The 16,586-nt window shown below is 70.4% G+C and carries 18 protein-coding genes and 1 riboswitch; of the genes, 8 read left to right on the plus strand and 10 right to left on the minus strand.

Features of this window, described 5'->3' with window-relative positions; translation table 11 throughout:
* Positions 1–8: 8 nt before the first annotated feature.
* Positions 9–1,394: a serine hydrolase gene (locus OG594_RS02010; protein ID WP_266594768.1), complete on the plus strand. Its 1,386-nt coding sequence runs from the start codon at positions 9–11 to the stop codon at positions 1,392–1,394.
* A gap of 25 nt (positions 1,395–1,419) precedes the next feature.
* Here the strand turns inward: OG594_RS02010 and OG594_RS02015 are convergent, their stop codons facing one another.
* The 3 genes from OG594_RS02015 to OG594_RS02025 are packed head-to-tail and all read right to left on the minus strand — an operon-like array spanning position 1,420 to position 4,016.
* Complete coding sequence (locus tag OG594_RS02015; RefSeq protein ID WP_266594769.1) at positions 1,420–2,589, minus strand: winged helix DNA-binding domain-containing protein; 1,170 nt, start codon at positions 2,587–2,589, stop codon at positions 1,420–1,422.
* Positions 2,590–2,646: 57 nt separating this feature from the next.
* Positions 2,647–3,108: a GNAT family N-acetyltransferase gene (locus OG594_RS02020; protein WP_266594770.1), complete on the minus strand. Its 462-nt coding sequence runs from the start codon at positions 3,106–3,108 to the stop codon at positions 2,647–2,649.
* Between the two features lie 14 nt (positions 3,109–3,122).
* Complete coding sequence (locus tag OG594_RS02025; protein WP_266594771.1) at positions 3,123–4,016, minus strand: GNAT family N-acetyltransferase; 894 nt, start codon at positions 4,014–4,016, stop codon at positions 3,123–3,125.
* 155 nt (positions 4,017–4,171) lie between these two features.
* On the opposite strand from OG594_RS02025, the gene OG594_RS02030 reads away from it, so the two are divergent.
* The gene (locus OG594_RS02030) at positions 4,172–4,822 is read left to right on the plus strand and encodes an HAD family phosphatase (protein WP_266594772.1); all 651 of its coding nucleotides are present in this window, start codon (positions 4,172–4,174) and stop codon (positions 4,820–4,822) included.
* Between the two features lie 142 nt (positions 4,823–4,964).
* On the plus strand, positions 4,965–6,152 hold the full coding sequence (locus OG594_RS02035; protein ID WP_266594773.1) for a globin domain-containing protein: 1,188 nt from the start codon (positions 4,965–4,967) through the stop codon (positions 6,150–6,152).
* Positions 6,153–6,185: 33 nt separating this feature from the next.
* On the opposite strand, the gene OG594_RS02040 is transcribed toward OG594_RS02035, so the two are convergent.
* From OG594_RS02040 to OG594_RS02060, 5 genes are all read right to left on the minus strand, one after another.
* The gene (locus OG594_RS02040; RefSeq protein WP_266594774.1) at positions 6,186–6,665 is read right to left on the minus strand and encodes an NUDIX domain-containing protein; all 480 of its coding nucleotides are present in this window, start codon (positions 6,663–6,665) and stop codon (positions 6,186–6,188) included.
* A 61-nt stretch (positions 6,666–6,726) separates the two neighbouring features.
* Positions 6,727–7,632 (minus strand): LysR family transcriptional regulator, encoded by a 906-nt coding sequence (locus tag OG594_RS02045; RefSeq protein ID WP_266594775.1) that lies wholly within the window; start codon positions 7,630–7,632, stop codon positions 6,727–6,729.
* A gap of 249 nt (positions 7,633–7,881) precedes the next feature.
* Entirely contained in the window at positions 7,882–9,036 is a 1,155-nt protein-coding gene (locus OG594_RS02050; protein WP_266594776.1) for a cystathionine gamma-lyase, read from the minus strand.
* On the minus strand, positions 9,033–9,524 hold the full coding sequence (locus OG594_RS02055; RefSeq protein ID WP_266594777.1) for a low molecular weight protein-tyrosine-phosphatase: 492 nt from the start codon (positions 9,522–9,524) through the stop codon (positions 9,033–9,035). Before OG594_RS02055 ends, OG594_RS02050 begins: the two co-directional genes overlap by 4 nt.
* 11 nt (positions 9,525–9,535) lie before the next feature.
* A complete protein-coding gene (locus tag OG594_RS02060) occupies positions 9,536–9,916 on the minus strand; it encodes a phage holin family protein (RefSeq protein ID WP_266594778.1) in 381 nt (126 codons plus the stop codon).
* Between the two features lie 89 nt (positions 9,917–10,005).
* Here OG594_RS02060 and OG594_RS02065 point away from each other — a divergent pair, with 89 nt between their 5' ends.
* The 4 genes from OG594_RS02065 to OG594_RS02080 all read left to right on the plus strand — a co-directional run bounded on the left by OG594_RS02065 (position 10,006) and on the right by OG594_RS02080 (position 12,296).
* On the plus strand, positions 10,006–10,323 hold the full coding sequence (locus tag OG594_RS02065; protein ID WP_266594779.1) for a cupin domain-containing protein: 318 nt from the start codon (positions 10,006–10,008) through the stop codon (positions 10,321–10,323).
* 155 nt (positions 10,324–10,478) lie between these two features.
* The gene (locus OG594_RS02070) at positions 10,479–10,703 is read left to right on the plus strand and encodes a DUF5326 family protein (RefSeq protein ID WP_266594780.1); all 225 of its coding nucleotides are present in this window, start codon (positions 10,479–10,481) and stop codon (positions 10,701–10,703) included.
* Between the two features lie 299 nt (positions 10,704–11,002).
* The gene (locus OG594_RS02075) at positions 11,003–11,749 is read left to right on the plus strand and encodes an IclR family transcriptional regulator (protein WP_266594781.1); all 747 of its coding nucleotides are present in this window, start codon (positions 11,003–11,005) and stop codon (positions 11,747–11,749) included.
* A gap of 97 nt (positions 11,750–11,846) precedes the next feature.
* On the plus strand, positions 11,847–12,296 hold the full coding sequence (locus tag OG594_RS02080; RefSeq protein ID WP_030008369.1) for an SsgA family sporulation/cell division regulator: 450 nt from the start codon (positions 11,847–11,849) through the stop codon (positions 12,294–12,296).
* 96 nt (positions 12,297–12,392) lie between these two features.
* On the opposite strand, the gene OG594_RS02085 is transcribed toward OG594_RS02080, so the two are convergent.
* Positions 12,393–13,880 (minus strand): YibE/F family protein, encoded by a 1,488-nt coding sequence (locus OG594_RS02085; RefSeq protein WP_266594782.1) that lies wholly within the window; start codon positions 13,878–13,880, stop codon positions 12,393–12,395.
* Positions 13,881–13,952: 72 nt separating this feature from the next.
* A riboswitch (TPP riboswitch) is annotated at positions 13,953–14,098 on the plus strand.
* Here OG594_RS02085 and thiC point away from each other — a divergent pair.
* On the plus strand, positions 14,093–15,880 hold the full coding sequence (gene thiC, locus OG594_RS02090; protein ID WP_266594783.1) for a phosphomethylpyrimidine synthase ThiC: 1,788 nt from the start codon (positions 14,093–14,095) through the stop codon (positions 15,878–15,880). Its footprint overlaps the riboswitch before it by 6 nt.
* 198 nt (positions 15,881–16,078) lie before the next feature.
* On the opposite strand, the gene OG594_RS02095 is transcribed toward thiC, so the two are convergent.
* Entirely contained in the window at positions 16,079–16,438 is a 360-nt protein-coding gene (locus OG594_RS02095; RefSeq protein ID WP_266594784.1) for a hypothetical protein, read from the minus strand.
* Positions 16,439–16,586 lie beyond the last annotated feature (148 nt).

Below are 16,586 nucleotides of genomic sequence, written 5' to 3' on the forward strand. Positions count from 1 at the left end.
ATCCGATCATGGATGAGCTTGCTGAGGACCTGGAACTTCTCCCTGCCACCCGGCGCGCGCTGAGGCACCGGATCGCCGTTGCGCAGAGCGAAGGGCGGGCGCCGTCCGTGGTGGCGGCCGTCCTGCGGGGCGGGGAGGTGGTCTGGGAGGGCTCCCGGACCTCCGTCGAGGGACACGGTCCGGACGGCGACGTGCAGTACCGGATCGGCTCGATCACCAAGACGTTCACGGCGGTTCTCGTGATGCGGCTGCGGGACGAGGGTCTGATCTCCCTCGCCGATCCCCTGGAGAAGCACCTGCCGGGGACCGGAGCCGGCCAGGTGACCATCGCCCAACTGCTCTCCCACACCGGTGGGTTGGCGGCGGAGACGCCCGGCGAGTGGTGGGAACGCACCCCCGGCGACCAGCGGCCCGAGCTCGGCGACGTGCTGGGGGAGGAGCCCTTCAAACTGGCACCGGGAACCAGGCACCACTACTCCAACCCCGGTTACACCCTGCTGGGTTCGCTGGTGGAGGCGGTGCGCGGAAGGTCCTGGGAAGAGGCGCTGCGGATCGAGGTGCTGGAACCGCTGGGGCTGGAGCGCACGAGCGGACGGCCGCAGGCTCCGCACGCCGGCGGCTGGGCGGTGCATCCCTGGGCGGACGTGATGATGCCCGAACCGCTGGAGGACCTGGGGCTGATGGCCGCGGCCGGCCGGCTGTGGTCCACGACCCGGGACCTGGCGCGCTTCGCCGATTTCCTGCTGCGCGGTGACGAGCGCGTCCTGTGCGCCGAGTCCGTAAGGGAGATGCGCACGGCGGCCGCGCCCCCGGAGCCCGGTCTGGCCGAGCTGGGCTACGGGCTGGGCATGCAGCTGATGGCCGTCGGCGCACGCAGGCTCGCCGGGCACAGCGGATCGCTGCCGGGCTTCGTCGCGGGGCTGTGGCTGAGCGAGGCGGACGACGTGGCGGCGGTGGTGCTGGCGAACTGCACCTCGGGCCTCCCGGCCTCGACGGTGGCCGCGGACCTCGTGGGGATCGTGGCGGACGCCGAACCGCGCTTCCCGCGGCCGTGGCGGCCGTTCCTGGAGTCGGACCACGTGCCGCTCGAACTGTGCGGCCCCTGGTACTGGGGGACTTCGGCCCAGGTGGTGCGCCTGACCGCGGACGGACTCCTGGAACTGGGGCCCGTGGGCGGGAGCGGACGCACGGCCCGTTTCCGGGCGGAGCCGGACGGCAGCTGGACCGGGCTCTTCGGCTACTACGCCGGTGAGACGCTGCGGGCGGTGCGCCGCGCGGACGGCTCGGTGAGCCATCTCGACCTGGCGTCCTTCGTGTTCACCCGGGAGCCGTACGACGCCGACGCCCCGGTGCCCGGCGGGGTGGACCCGCAGGGCTGGCGGGGCATCGGCTGACCGCCCGGGTTCGGCCCCGGCACGATCAGGCGACGAGTTCGCGCTCCAGTGGAGTACGGAAGCGCGGGGTGATCCGGGCCTCTCCCACCCATGCGGCGAGCCGCGCGGCCTCCGTGGTGATCGCTTGCTCGGCGGCTCGGCCGGGGCTGCCCAGCAGCCGCCAGACGATCTCGCCGTCGGAGCGCTGCGCCCAGCCGCCGACGATCTCGCCGTTCCACCACACGGTGGGGCCGATGTTGCCGGCGTAGTCGAACAGGGCGCTCTTGTGGGCGGGGTCGAGGTGGAAACCCCGGTCGGCCCAGCCCATGGCGGTGGGGTCGAGGGCGGGCAGCAGCGCGGCCCAGGGCTCCGGCGCCGGTTCGGGCCCGGTGTCCCCGGGGCTGACCAGGGCGGTGCTGCCGTCTTCCAAGCGGACCTGGTCGGGGCCCACGGCTGCGAGGGCCTTGCGGACGTCCGTGAGGGTCCACCCGGTCCACCACTTGAGGTCGGCCTCGGTGGCGGGACCGTACGCGCGCAGCCAACGGCGGGCGATCTCGGTGCGGGCCTCGGCGGCGGGTGCGGCGGGCCAGGGCTCGGTGTGGACCCAGCGGTACTGGCTGGAGGTCCAGGAGCCGCGTGGTCGGGCACGGCGGATACGGCCGTCGGCGGCGAGCAGGCGGATGACCCGGGTGGCGACCCCCTGCTCGGTCTCGTACTTCTTGCCGCGGCTGATGGTGATCTTCTGGCGCAGCGCGGGTACGGCTGCGGACAGCTGGCTGCCGGTGGAGGGGCCGTGGGCGTCGAGGGCGTCGAGCGCGGCGGCCTCCGCGCCGGCGAGCCACGCGGCGTCGAGCCCCTGACCGTCCTCGTCGAGGTGCTTGAGGAGGGTGCGGCGCTCTTTCGCGGCGATCGCGCGGGCCGTGGAGGCGTCGACGTGCGGGGCGAGTTCGGCGGAGACCGCGAAGAGCGTGTTGCGCATGCTGAGCAGGCGCACGAGGCTTACGTCCTCGTAGAGCGCCCGCTCGATCGCGTCCGGGCCGCCTTCGGTGAGCCGGGCCCGGGCCGAGAGGAAGACGGTCGCGGCGTCGGTGGCGTGCAGGGCGACGACGGAGTCCGCCGTTTCCGCGACGGTCGCGGCGCGGGCCGAGGGAGCCAGACGGTGGCGCCGGCCGAGCCGGTGGCGTCGCTCGGCGGTGGTGACGAGAGGGAGGCTCATCCTCCCGATCGTAGGCCGGGCCGCCGACACGGCGACCCGGCTTGCCGGAACGTCCGATCAGAGCTGGAGCTTGAACCCGACGTGCGAGGCGGTGAACCCGAGCCGTTCGTAGAAGCGGTGGGCATCGGTCCGGGTCACGTCCGAAGTCAGCTGCACCAGTGCGCAGTTCTCGGCACGGGACTTCTCGACGGCCCATTCGACGAACCGGGTGCCCAGGCCGCTGCCGCGCTCGTCGGCGTGTACGCGGACGCCCTCGATGAGGGAACGGGTCGCCCCCTTGCGGGAGAGTCCCGTGACGATCGTCAGCTGGAGGGTGCCCACGACACGGTCGGCGCGGACGGCGACGACCAGGTGTTGGTTCGGGTCGCCGGTGAGGCGTTTCAGGGCTGCGAGGTACGGGGTGAGGTCGTCCGGGGACTCGCGGGTGGCGCCGAGCGGGTCGTCGGCCAGCAGGGCGACGATGGCGGGTACATCGGCCTCGGTGGCCGGACGGATCGTCAGCTCGGGAGTGTCGGTCATGATGCGTTCTCCTTTCAGCCGGCCGCCACGGTGAGCGGCGCCCACCGGCGGGTCCAGTCTCCGGGCAGGCCGGGGATGTCCCGGGTCATGACGGCGTTGAAGGCCACGGAGGCCAGGCCCCGGTCCTTGAGCCAGGCGAGGAGTTCCTCGTGCCGTACGTCGACATCGGTGCGCAGCGCCCGGTCGGTGCCGATCGCGAGCGCGGTGACCAGTGACTGGGCGGTTGCGGTGTCATGGGCGATCAGCGGGCCGATGACCTGGGTGTTCATATTGGGCCAGGCTGCCGCGTAACCGGTGAGTGCCCGGTCTCCGGAGCGGTCCTCGGCGACGACCAGCCGGTCGGCGAAGGCAGGAAGCCGGGTGATGATGTGGGTGCGGTCGGTGCCGAAGACCTCGGCGTCCAGACGCAGGATGCGGGGGAGGTCCTCGGCGGTCGCCGGCCGGACCCGCGAGGTGCCGCACGTGCCGGGGGCGCCCTCGTGCCGGAAGGTGCCCGTCAGCATCTCGGTGCGGCCGGTGGTCTCGAAGCCCAGTTCCTCGTAGAGGGGGCGCCCGTAGGGAGTGGCGTGCAGGGTGAGGGGGACGCCCTTGAGCACGTCATCGCAGACGTGGGTCATCAGACGGCGGCCCAGGCCTTGGCGGGCGAAGCGATCGGCCACGAGGACCATCCCGATCGCGGCGAGCTCCGGACCGGCATGGGTGTCGCCGTAGCGGGTGACGACGCAGGCGGCCGCGAGTCCCCGGCCGTCCGGGGCGTCGACGCCGTAGCCGTTTCCGGCGGCGAGGAGCAGACGCCACTTGTGTTCCTCGCGGAGCCATCCGCGATCTTCGGACAGGTCGGCGCAGCGGTGGAGATCGTCCACGGTCAGCGCCCGGATCGGTAGATCGGTGAGGTGTGGTGGTGTCACCTGGCCCAGACTGGATCATGGACTGGGGGCCGTCCAGAGGATTTGGGGTCGGATGTTTCACGTGAAACGCCGGGTACCCCCGGACGGCCGGCCGGACGGTGTTTCACGTGAAACACGGTGTTTCACGTGAAACGGACCGACTAGCCTCGTCGGCTATGACCCTCCTGCACCTCTTCGACCTCGACGGAACGCTGATGTATGGCTCGGCGGCGCCGGTCGAGATCTCCCGCCAGCTCGGGCTGAGCGCCGAGATTGCCGAACTGGAACGGGCTTTCGGCGCGCAGAAGATGGGTCCGCACCAGTTCTCCATGGCCGCCCACGCCCTCTGGGCCGATCTGACGCCCACGCACGTCCGGGCGGCGTTCGACGGGGCGCCCTGGCTCGCGGGGATCCGGGACGTCTGGCAGGAGATCAGGGAACGCGGGGACTACTGCGCGGTGATTTCCCTGTCGCCGTCGTTCTTCGTGGAGCTGCTGCTGGAGTGGGGTGCGCATGCCGCGCACGGCTCGGTCTTCCCGGAGGTCCCGTTCACCCGTCCCGTGGAGGAGTCCGGGATCCTGACACCCGAGGGCAAGGTCATGGTGGCGGACCGGCTCTGCGCACAGTTCGGTGTGAGCCGGGCCGACTGCGTCGCCTACGGGGATTCGGTGACCGACGCGATGCTCTTCGAGGCGGTGCCGGTCTCGGTGGCGGTGAATGCGAGGCCCTATCTCGCCGAGCGGGCGACCCATGTCTACGAGGGCCGGGATCTTCGGGAGGCATACCAGCTCGTGGGGCTGACGCGCCCGGGAGTTGACGCATCTTAGGAGGAAAGTGGGTTCGAAACGCGGAATTTCTGCATTTCCCCGCAGGCCTCAGAGCCGGCTGGCACGCTGTGAGACCCGGAACCACGGATTCACAGGCCGTGGCGTGTGCAGACCGACCGAGATGCTCGAAGCGAGGCACCGCATGGACGCTCCGCCCACCAGATCGGACAGACGCGAATCGGCCCGGATATCCGGCGAGGGCGGTGCGATCGAGCCCTCACCGGATGCCGTACTCATCCGCCGGACCCTCGCGGAGATCGCCCCCGTCGCCGACAAGGTGACCTCGTACTTCTACGCTCTGGTGTTCACCGGGCACCCGGAAGTGCGCGGCATGTTCCCCGCCGCCATGGACGTACAGCGGGACCGGCTCCTGAAGGCACTGCTGACCGCAGCCGAGCACATCGACAATCCCGCCGTCCTCGTCCCCTATCTGCGCCGACTGGGCACCGGACACCGCAAGTACGGCACGATGGCCGGTCATTACCCGGCGGTCGGCGAGGCCCTCATCGGGGCACTGTCCCGGTACGCGCGGGACAGCTGGGGGCCCGAGCCGCAGGCGGCCTGGGTGCGGGCGTACACCGCGATCTCCCAGATCATGATCGACGCGGCGGCGGAGGAAGAGGCGAAGGCCCCCGCGTGGTGGCACGCCGAGGTGGTCTCCCACGATCTGCGCACCCCGGACATCGCGGTACTGACGGTCCGCCCCGACCAGCCCTACGCCTTCCTCGCCGGCCAGTACGCGAGCCTGGAGACCCCGTGGTGGCCGCGGGTGTGGCGGCACTACTCCTTCGCCTCGGCGCCGCGCGCCGACGGGCTGCTGTCCTTCCACGTCAAGGCCGTCCCTGCGGGCTGGGTCTCCAATGCCCTGGTGCGCCACGCCCGCCCGGGAGACGTACTGCGCCTGGGCCCGCCGGCCGGGTCGATGGTGGTGGACCACACCACGGACAACGGCATGCTGTGCCTGGGCGGGGGCACCGGGATCGCTCCGATCAAGGCGTTGATCGAGGACGTGGCCGAACACGGCGAGCGGCGGCCGGTGGAGGTGTTCTTCGGGGCCCGCAGTGACAGCGACCTCTACGACAAGGACACGCTGCTGGGGCTCCAGCGCTCGCACCCGTGGCTTTCGGTGCGCCCGGTGGTCGGCGACGGGCTGGCCGGACAGTTGCCGCACGCGGTGGGCAAACACGGGCCGTGGAGCTCGTACGACGCGTTCATCTCCGGTCCGCCCGCGATGATCCGCAACGGAGTGTACGAGCTCCTGCGGATCGGCATCCCCTGCGAGCGGATCCGGCACGACGCGGTGGAGGAACTGGCCGGGATCGCCGACTGAGACCGGAGGCAGCCCGCCGGTCTCAGCCCGGCGTCAGCCCAGGTCGGGAGCGTGCATGGCGCGGACGCCCTCGATGTTGCCGTCGAGATAGTGCCGCAGGGACAGCGGGACGAGATGAACGGCGGCGATGCCCACCCGGCTGAAGGGCACGCGGACGATCTCGTACTCGCCCTCGGGCTCGTCGACCTCGGGGCCGTGCCGGAGGTTCGGGTCCATCGATTCGAGGCGGCAGACGAAGAAGTGCTGCACCTTCACGCCGGTCACCCCCCTGTCGGCGATGTGCTCGACGGTGTCGACGAAGCAGGGCACCACATCGGTGATCTTCGCGCCGAGTTCTTCGTGGACCTCCCGGTGGAGGGCGTCGACGACGGTGGGGTCCGAGGGCTCCACTCCCCCACCGGGGGTGAGCCAGTACGGGTCGACGCCGGGCCGGGTGCGTTTGATGAGGATCAGGTCGCCACCGTCGAGCAGGATCGCGCGGGCGGTGCGTTTGACCACGGGACGTTCGGTCATGGGAGAAGAGTGGCCCGCCACTCCGCTTCTGAAACACGCCAAGGGCCGGAAAAGAGCGGGCTCACCAGTGCACTGCCGCGTCCAGCAGCCGGTCGTGCGCCCGGGCGAGGTGGGCGAGGGCCAGGCTCCCGGTGCGTACGACCAGGAACCAGGTGCGCAGCGGCGGCACCGCGGGCTCGGTCAGCGCCACGATCCGACCGCTGTCGAGGGCGTCCTGGCACAGGTAGCGGGGCAGGACGGCGAGTCCGGCGCCGGCCCGCACGCACTCCAGTACGGCCCGCAGGTCGGGTACGACCACGGTGGCGGCCAGGGACGTGGCATCGGGGAGGGCGTCGAAGACGGCGGCCCAGTAGCGCGTGACGAGCGGCAGGCTCTCGTGGACCTCGACCAGCGGGATGCCGTCCAGTGCGGCGGAGCCCTCCTCGCGCAGCCGGTCCATGTCGACGAGGGCGGCCCAGTAGGGCGCGGCGACCAGGACGTGCTCCTCGTCGCACAGCGCGGTGGCGGTGAAGAGCCCGCCCCGGGGGTGGGCGGTGGTGATGACGAGGTCGTGGTGGCCGGCGGCGAGCCCGTCGAGGGTGGCCTCGGCATCGGTCTGCGGGGCGGCGCGCAGGGTGTGGCCCTGGCCGACCAGGACGGCGAGGGCGGGAAGCACGCGCAGGCACAGGAACTCGGGAGGCCCGGCGACGTGCAGGGTGCGTAACGCGCCGGCGGCTTCCTGTTCGGCCTCGGTGATCTGCAGCAGGGCGTCGAGGTGCGGGGCGGCCTTGTGGGCCAGCTCGTCGCCGATGGCGGTGGGGGTGACGCCACGGGCCCGGCGGTGGAAGAGCGGGCGCCCCAACTGGCGCTCCAGGGTGCGGATCTGCGAGGTCACGGCGGGCTGGGACAGTCCGAGGAGGGCGGCTGCGCGGGTGAAGGAGCCGGCCCGGTGGACGGCGACGAAGGTGCGCAGCAGGGTCAGGTCCATCGCTGCACCTCTCGGTGGGGGCCTTCAACTATAAATATGCAGATAGCTCCCTGTCGTTACCGTGATTGGACTCTGACGCAGAGTCAACTAGCCTTGTCACGTGGTTCTTCGCGCGCAGAACCCGGGGCGGTCCGAGCCACCAGGGGGGAGGCTCGGACCGCCCCACACGGCGACGGCCGTCCCCCGTTCCGTCCTCGGCCCTGTCGTCAAAGTCCCGTCTGGCCCGCGACGCCACTGTGACGGCAGGACCTAGGCGCCCGCGTGGTCGAGGGCGCGCAGCACGTCCGCGACCAGGTCCTCGGTGTCCTCGGCGCCGGCGGAGAAGCGGATGAACCCCTCCGGCACGGCGTCGCCGCCCCAGCGTCCGCGCCGCTCGGCGGTGGACCGTACCCCACCGAAACTCGTGGCGTCCTCGACCAGGTGCAGGGCGGCCATGAACCGCTCCGCGTGCGCGCGGTCGGGCAGGGTGAAGGAGACCACCGACCCGAAGCCCCGCATCTGCCGGGCGGCCGTCTTGTGGGAGCGGTCCGTGTGAAGCCCCGGGTAGCGCAGTCCGCTCACGTCCGTCCGGTGCGTCAGTGCCTCGGCGACGGCCAGTGCGTTGGCCCACTGGCGGTGCGCGCGCAGCTGGATCGTGGCGAGGGAGCGGTGCGCGAGCCAGGCTTCCATGGGCCCGGGGATCGCACCGACGATCTTGCGCCACCGCCGGACGCGGGCGGCGAGCTCCGGATCGCGGCAGACGACGTACCCGAGCAGTACGTCGCCGTGGCCGGTGAGGCCCTTGGTGCCGCTCGCCACCGAGAAGTCCGCCCCCAGCTCCAGGGGCCGCTGCCCGAGCGGGGTGGCCAGGGTGTTGTCGACCGCGACCAGGGTCCGGCCGGAGTGCGCCGCGTCCACGAGGCGGCGTACGTCGCACACGTCGAGCCCGGGGTTGGAAGGGGTCTCGATCCACAGCAGCCGGGCCCCGTCGAGGGCCGCGAGCTGGGCGTCGTCGCCGGTCGGAGCGGTGCGGACGTGGATCCCGTACGCCTCCAGCTGCTCGCGCAGCAGGGGCAGGGCTTGGTAGCCGTCGTCGGGCAGGACCACGGTGTCGCCGGTGTGCGCCTGGGAGAGGAGGACGGCGGAGACCGCCGCCATGCCGGAGGCGAAGACGATGGTGTGCACGTCCTCGCCGGGGGCTTCCAGTTCCCCGATCGCCCGTTCCAGCAGCGTCCAGGTGGGGTTGGTGTCGCGCCCGTAGGCGTACGGGCCTTCGACGTCGCCGGGGAGGTGGAAATGGGCGGCGAAGACCGGTCCGGGCAGGGGCGGTTCGTTCTTGACGGCCTCGGGCAGTCCGGCCCGGACGGCTCGGGTGCCGTCGCCGAGCGCGGCTGCTCCGGCTTCCTGCGGGGCGTATTCGTTCACGCGGTGTGCTCCTTCACTGCGGCGCGTACAGCGTCCAGCAGGCCGGGGCTCGCGGCCTCGACCAGCTCCAGGCACTCCTCGAACCCGTCGAGCGGCCCGTAGTAAGGATCCGGTACGTCGGTCTCCGCGGCCGAGGCCGCCGGGTCGTAGGACCGCAGCAGCCGCACCTTGGCGGCGTCCTGTGCAGTGGGCGCGAGTGCCCGGAGGTCACGTAGGTGCCCGGCGTCGAGCGCGATGACGAGGTCCAGGCGGGCGAACCAGGAGGAGCGGAACTGGCGGGCCCGGTGGTCCTGCTCGTAGCCGGCCGCCTCCAGGACGGCGATGGTGCGCGGATCGGCACCGTCCCCCTCGTGCCAGCCACCGGTGCCGGCGCTGTCCACCTCGACCAGGGTGTCGAGGCCGTCGGCCGCCACGTGGGCACGGAAGACCGACTCGGCCATGGGGGAGCGGCATATGTTGCCCGTGCAGACGAAGCAGACGCGGTACATGGTGGGCCCGTTCAGTTCTTGTCGGGCAGGACCATGTTCATGGCCCAGGAGACGATGGAGATGATCAGGCCGCCGAGCAGAGCGGTCCAGAAGCCGTCGACGTGGAAGCTGAGGTCGAGCTGCGAGGCCAGCCACGAGGTCAGCAGCAGCATCAGGGCGTTCACGACGAGCGTGAACAGGCCGAGGGTGAGGATAAACAGCGGCAGCGAGAGCAGCTTCACCACCGGCTTGACGAGCAAGTTGACCAGGCCGAAGACCAGCGCGACCAGGATCAGGGTGAGCGCCCGTCGGCCCGTGCTGCTGCCGTCGTCGAGGGTGATGCCGGAAAGCAGCCAGATGGCGACGGCCAGGGCCGCCGCATTGGCGAGCGTCTTGACTACGAAATTCGTCATGTGTCTGATCGTGGCAGAGAAGATCCCGGTGGAACATCCGCAGATCAGCGGATGCAAGGGAACGATCGAGTACAAGGGGCACAACCACGATGAAAGCCTTCCGGCTTGACGAGCTCGAAGCGGAGCGGGCCGCGAACGACGGCGCCTATCTGCAGTTCCTGCGCGAGCGGAACATGTCGGTCGGGCTGTACGCGCTCGACGCCGGACAGACCGATCCGCAGCTGCCGCACCGCCAGGACGAGGTGTACTTCGTCGTCAGCGGGCGGGCCTCGATCACGGTCGGGGAGGAGACGACGACCGTGGCGCGCGGCAGCGTCGTCTACGTCCCGGCGGGCGTTGTGCACAAGTTCCACCACATCACCGAGGACCTGAAGGTGATGGTGGTGTTCTCCCCGCCGGAGGGCTGAGCGGCCCGGCCGCATGAGGGTCGCGGCCCTGATCCCCCTAAGGGGCGGATCAGGGGACTCCGAGGGCTCGCGGGCCCCGATACGGGGCCGTGGACTCCTAGCATCGAGGGCAGGAAGTAGCGGACGAAGCCACGGACGAAGAAGAGGTCGATGACATGGACGGCATCCGAGAGATATTCGCAGGCATGCCCTGGTGGGTTAAGTGGGTCGCGGTTCCGCTGCTGGCCATCTTCGTCTTCGGCGGTGTGATCACCAGCATCCTGGGCGCGCTGATCGGGTTCGTCTTCAAGCTGCTCCTCTTCGTCGGACTCGTCGGCGGACTGATCTTCGTCGTGAAGAAGTTCAGCGGTGGCTCGAAGGCCTCCTCCGGCAAGTGGTAGCCAGGGGCAGCGGTCCGGGCGGATCCGGGATTGAGCCAGGCGAGGGAACATGACGCGCTGAACGGCTCACATCCCCGGAATCGGTGGATAGAGTGGCAATCTATGCCGTTCCCTGGGCACCGAAAGCCGGTACCGCCGCTCCGACCCGCCGCCCTGACCTGCGGCGACGTAAACGAGCCGCCCGAGTACGACCCCCAGGATCCACGGCACGCGCGGGGGCGGCCCCCGCAGGGCGGGCCTCCCCAAAGGCCCGCTGCCACGCCTGGGGGTGAGCTTTGTCTCCGGTTCACAACGCCGGTGTGCCGACTCTGATCGGTTCGGTACAGCGCGCGCTGAGGCTGCTCGAAGCGGCGGGGTCCCATAGCGGGGGAGCCCCGGCGAAACAGCTGGCGCGCGAGGCCGGGCTCCCGCTTCCCACCGCGTACCACCTGCTGCGCACACTGACGCACGAGGGCTATCTGCGCAGAGTGCGCGGCGTGTTCGTACTGGGGGAGGCCGCGGAGCGGCTCGCCCGTGGGGGACTCCAGCAGAAACGTCGCGGCATGATCCTCGACTCGCTCGCGCACTTCCGCGATACGGTCGGGGCCCCCGTCTACTTCGCGGTCTACCGCGAGGGTGAGATCGAGGTCGTGGGTGTCTCGGACACTCCGGCCAGCCCGGCCTGCGAGGAGTGGGCCGACTTCCGTTCGACCGGCCATGCGCACGCCATCGGGCAGTGCCTGCTCGGGCAACTCGACGAGAAGACGCGCAAGGACTACTACGACCGTCACCCGGTCGAGGCCATCACCCCCTATACCGTCCGCGATCTCCGGTCCCTGGAAAGCCGGATCGGGGCGCTCGGGCGAATGCAGCCGGTGGTCGAACGTCAGGAATATGCCCTCGGCACGATCTGTGCGGCCATCCCCCTCACGGCCGGCGATACGGTCGCGACGATGGCCATTTCTCTCCCTCTCCACCAAGAAGAACGATTGCTCTATGTAGTCAATCGGCTACGGAGTGAAGTAGGCGCGCTGTTGAGCACCCTCGCGTTCTCTATCAGTATCTGAAAACTCACTCCTTGTGATCTGCTACCGCTTCCACCACTCTTGTCAAGTGGGTCCTGGGGGATCATTCCTGGCCACTTCAACTACAGCGGGGTAGTCAATGCGCGAGTCGGTACAGGCAGAGGTCATGATGAGCTTCCTCGTTTCCGAGGAGCTCTCGTTCCGGATTCCGGTGGAACTCCGGTACGACGCACGCGACCCCTACGCAGTCCGCCTGACCTTCCACCTGCCCGGAGACGCGCCCGTGACCTGGGCGTTCGGCCGGGAGCTCCTCCTCGACGGCATCAACAAGCCGTGCGGTGACGGCGATGTGCACATCGCCCCCACCCACCCGGAGGACCTGTCCGACGTCCACATCCGCCTTCAGGTCGGCGGCGACCGGGCCCTGTTCCGCGCCAGCGCGGCGCCGCTCGTCGCGTTCCTCGACCGTACTGACCGGATCGTTCCGCTCGGACAGGAGCGCAATCTGGGCGACTTCGAGGAGAACCTCGACGAGGCCCTCGGCAAGATCCTCGCCGAATCGCAGCAGAACGAACAGAACGCCGGCTGACCGTCCGACCGGCCGCCGTGCCAGCCGACCGGCCGCTGGTCCGGCCAGCAGACCGGCCGCTGGTCGGGGCGAACGACCGGCCGGCGTCTCGGCCGCTCAGCGCTTGCGCCGCCGGCCCCGGCCGCGGACCGGCCCCGCGGCCGGGGCGCCCGCCGGGGATCCCGGTCGGTCGGCAGAAACCACCAGCGCGGCCAGCGCCGTTGTCACGGGGACCGAGGCCACCAGGCCGATCGAGCCCACGAGGGTCCGTACGATCTCCTCCGCCACCAGCTCGCTGTTGGCCACCGAACCCATGCTGCTGTTCGCGATCGAGAACAGCAGGAGCAGCGGCAGCGCGGCACCCGCGTAGGCCAGCACCAGAGTGTTCACCACCGACGCGATGTGGTCGCGGCCGATCCTGATGGCCGCCCGGTAGAGCGCGCGCGACCCCATCGAGGGATCCGCGTGGTGCAGCTCCCACACCGCCGAGGTCTGGGTGACCGTCACGTCGTCGAGCACGCCAAGCGATCCGATGATCACGCCTGCGAGCAGCAAACCGCTCATGTCGATGTCCGGGTACAGCCCGTGGATCAGCCCGGTGTTGTCGTCGGTGTTGCCGCTGAGGAACGCCCAGTCGATGAACCCCGAGCCGAGCAGCCCGATCAGCAGCAGCGACACCAGGGTGCCGAGGACGGCCACCGAGGTACGGGCGGTCAGCCCGTGGCACATGTAGAGCGCGATCAGCATGATGGCGCTCGCCCCGACCACCGCGACGACCAGCGGATTCGAACCCTGCAGGATGGCCGGGAGGATGAAGAGGGTCAGCACGCCGAAGCTGACCACCAGCGCGACCAGCGCGAACAGCCCGCGCATCCGCCCGACGACGACGACCGCGACGGCGAAGATGCCGGCCAGCAGCGCCATCGGGAGCTTGCGGTTCACGTCGATCACCGAGTACTGCAAGTCACGGGGGGCGTCCGGTGCGTACGCCACCACCACCTCCTGGCCGTCCTCCAACTGCCGTGGCGCGCCCGGCTGGACGACCTCCACGAAGGTGCGGCCCTTGTCCGGGCCGCTGGTGACCTCGACGGTGGCCTTCTTGCACTCACCGGTCGGCGCGGCCTGGGCCCCACTGCCCTCGGGGGAGGCGGCGGGGGGCCCGGTCGCCGGTACCTGCGCGGCGTTCACGGATTTGCAGTCGACCTGTTCGATCGAAACGACCACGCCCTGCTGGGTCTGCCGGTCGAACCCCACCCCCGTGCGCTCGTGGCCGGGGGCGCCGCCCGGCCAGAGCACCACCATGCCGACGAAGACGGCCACGGCGAAGGGGATCAGTACGGCGGCGATGACCTTGCGCAGGTGCTTCGAGACGGGGGCCGCCGGGCCGTGGCCATGACTGTGGCCGTGGCCGTGGGGCGGACCCGGGGGGTGCCCGTGCGAGCCAGCGTCCGAGCCACCGTGCGAGCCGGCGTCGGAGTGGCTGTCGGAGGGTCTGTCGGAGTGCCCGCCGGGGTGCCCGTCGGACGGTCCGGGGCCCGCATGCGCGTGGCCGTTGTGGCCATGGGGCTCTGTGTGCTCGATGGGGGGCTGCGGCGAGGGCGTCACCAGCAGATCATCGCAAGAGATGAGGGGGCCCACTGTTCAGCACGCCATGCATGACGCTAGCGTGGGGGCACCTTTGCACAACGCGGGAGCTCGGAGCACCGGGCTGAGAGGACGCTGATCACCGTACGGGCATCACCGATGCGTACGGGAAGAGGCTGCGTCGACCGCCGAACCTGTTACCGGGTAATGCCGGCGTAGGGAGATCAGGTCTCATGACCATTCAGGACGCACGCACGCCTGCCGTCAGCCAGGACGCCGACGGCCAGACCGAGCGCCAGCCCGGCTGGCACAAGGGATACCTGGCGGGCTCCCGCCCCGACCTCCGGGTGCCGGTCCGCCAGGTCCACCTCACCAACGGCAAGGACGTGACGCTCTACGACACGTCCGGTCCGTACACCGACCCGCAGATCGAGACCGACGTCCGCCGCGGCCTCGCGCCGCTGCGCGAGAACTGGATCATCAGTCGCGGGGACACCGAGGAGTACGCGGGCCGCCCCGTGCGCCCCGAGGACGACGGCATCAAGCACACCTCGCCGCGCGGCGGCCTGAAGAACCTCGACGCGGTCTTCCCGGGCCGACCCCGCCAGCCCCGCCGCGGCCGCGGCGGCGCTGCCGTCACGCAGCTCGCGTACGCCCGCCGTGGCGAGATCACCCCGGAGATGGAGTACGTCGCGATCCGCGAGAACGTCTCCCCCGAGGTCGTCCGCGAAGAGATCGCCGCAGGTCGCGCCGTACTTCCGGCGAACGTGAACCACCCCGAGATCGAGCCGATGATCATCGGCAAGCGGTTCCTGGTGAAGGTCAACGCCAACATCGGCAACTCCGCGGTCACCTCCTCCATCGAGGAGGAGGTCGACAAGATGACCTGGGCGACCAAGTGGGGCGCCGACACGGTCATGGACCTCTCGACCGGCCGCAACATCCACACCACCCGCGAGTGGGTGCTGCGCAACTCCCCCGTCCCGATCGGCACCGTCCCGCTCTACCAGGCGCTGGAGAAGGTCGACGGCCGCGCCGAGGACCTGACCTGGGAGATCTACAAGGACACGGTCATCGAACAGGCCGAGCAGGGCGTCGACTACATGACGGTCCACGCCGGTGTGCTGCTGCCCTACGTGCCGCTGACCGCCCGCCGCAAGACCGGCATCGTCTCGCGCGGTGGCTCGATCATGGCCGCGTGGTGCCTGGCGCACCACAAGGAGAACTTCCTCTACACGAACTTCGAGGAGCTCTGCGAGATCCTCGCGACGTACGACGTCACGTACTCCCTCGGTGACGGCCTGCGCCCCGGTTCGATCGCGGACGCCAACGATGCGGCCCAGTTCGCCGAGCTGAAGACGCTGGGTGAGCTGAACACGATCGCCAAGCGCCACAATGTCCAGACCATGATCGAGGGCCCGGGCCACGTCCCGATGCACAAGATCAAGGAGAACATCGACCTCCAGCAGGAGATCTGCGAGGAGGCACCGTTCTACACGCTCGGCCCGCTGACCACGGACGTCGCGCCCGCGTACGACCACATCACCTCGGGCATCGGCGCCGCGATGATCGCCTGGTGGGGCACCGCGATGCTCTGCTACGTCACGCCCAAGGAGCACCTGGGCCTGCCCAACCGCGACGACGTCAAGACCGGCGTCATCACGTACAAGATCGCGGCGCACGCCGCGGACCTGGCCAAGGGGCACCCGGGCGCCCAGGAGTGGGACGACGCCCTGTCCGACGCGCGGTTCGAGTTCCGCTGGGAGGACCAGTTCAACCTGGCCCTCGACCCGGACACGGCCCGCGAGTTCCACGACGAGACCCTCCCGGCGGAGCCGGCCAAGACCGCGCACTTCTGCTCCATGTGCGGTCCGAAGTTCTGCTCGATGAAGATCTCGCAGGACATCCGCCGTGAGCACGGTGGAGACCTGAAGGCGGAGGAGATCCAGGCCGGCATGGCGGAGAAGTCCGCCGAGTTCGCGGCCTCGGGCAGCCGCGTCTACCTGCCGCTGGCCGACTGACCCGAGCGAACGCGACTGCCCGACGGCGCCGTGGGGGGAGCCGTCGGTCGGTCGCTGCGGCCTGGGGACCGCTCCGGTGACTCTGGGCTTGGAGGCGCTGGAGGAAGCGCGGTCAACCTGGTCCGACGGCCGGCGGCCGTTCGCCCTCGCTGCGATTGAGGGCGAACGGCCGCGGGTCTTCTTGTGGGGCGGGGCCTGTCAGGTGGTGGCCTTGCCGGTGCAGAACCACACGGTGCCCGCGCCGAGCCCTCCTGCGGCGGTGATGCAGGGGACACGTGCTGCGCCGGCTGTTCCCACGCAGGCGGCGGCGCACGCGGTGCCGATCAGCGCAAGGGTCCAGGACGAGACACCCGCGCTGGCCGGGCAGTTGTTGAGCTTGCTCCAGCTGAAGCCGAAGGTCGAGAGCTGGGGCTGCTTGACGGTCAGGTCATCTGCGCCGACCTTCGCGACCCAGGTCCTGGCCTGCTCGCCGTCGACGACGGAAGCCTGGCTCTGTAGCGTCCGGATGTTCTTGGCCAGTGCGGCGGTTTCGGGAGAGACGTCGCCCGCGGCGGACACCGAGGCGAAGGCCGAGGGGGCGAACGCGTGGCTCTGCGCGGCGGTCGTGCCGACGAGGGCCAGGCCCGGCCAGGGTGGCGGTGGCTATGCGCAGGAGAGTTTCAAGGGTGTGTTTCCTTCTTGATCACGGATGACGCGCGGTTGCTCG

This window comes from Streptomyces sp. NBC_01214 (assembly GCF_026340975.1).
Taxonomy (GTDB): Bacteria; Actinomycetota; Actinomycetes; order Streptomycetales; family Streptomycetaceae; genus Streptomyces.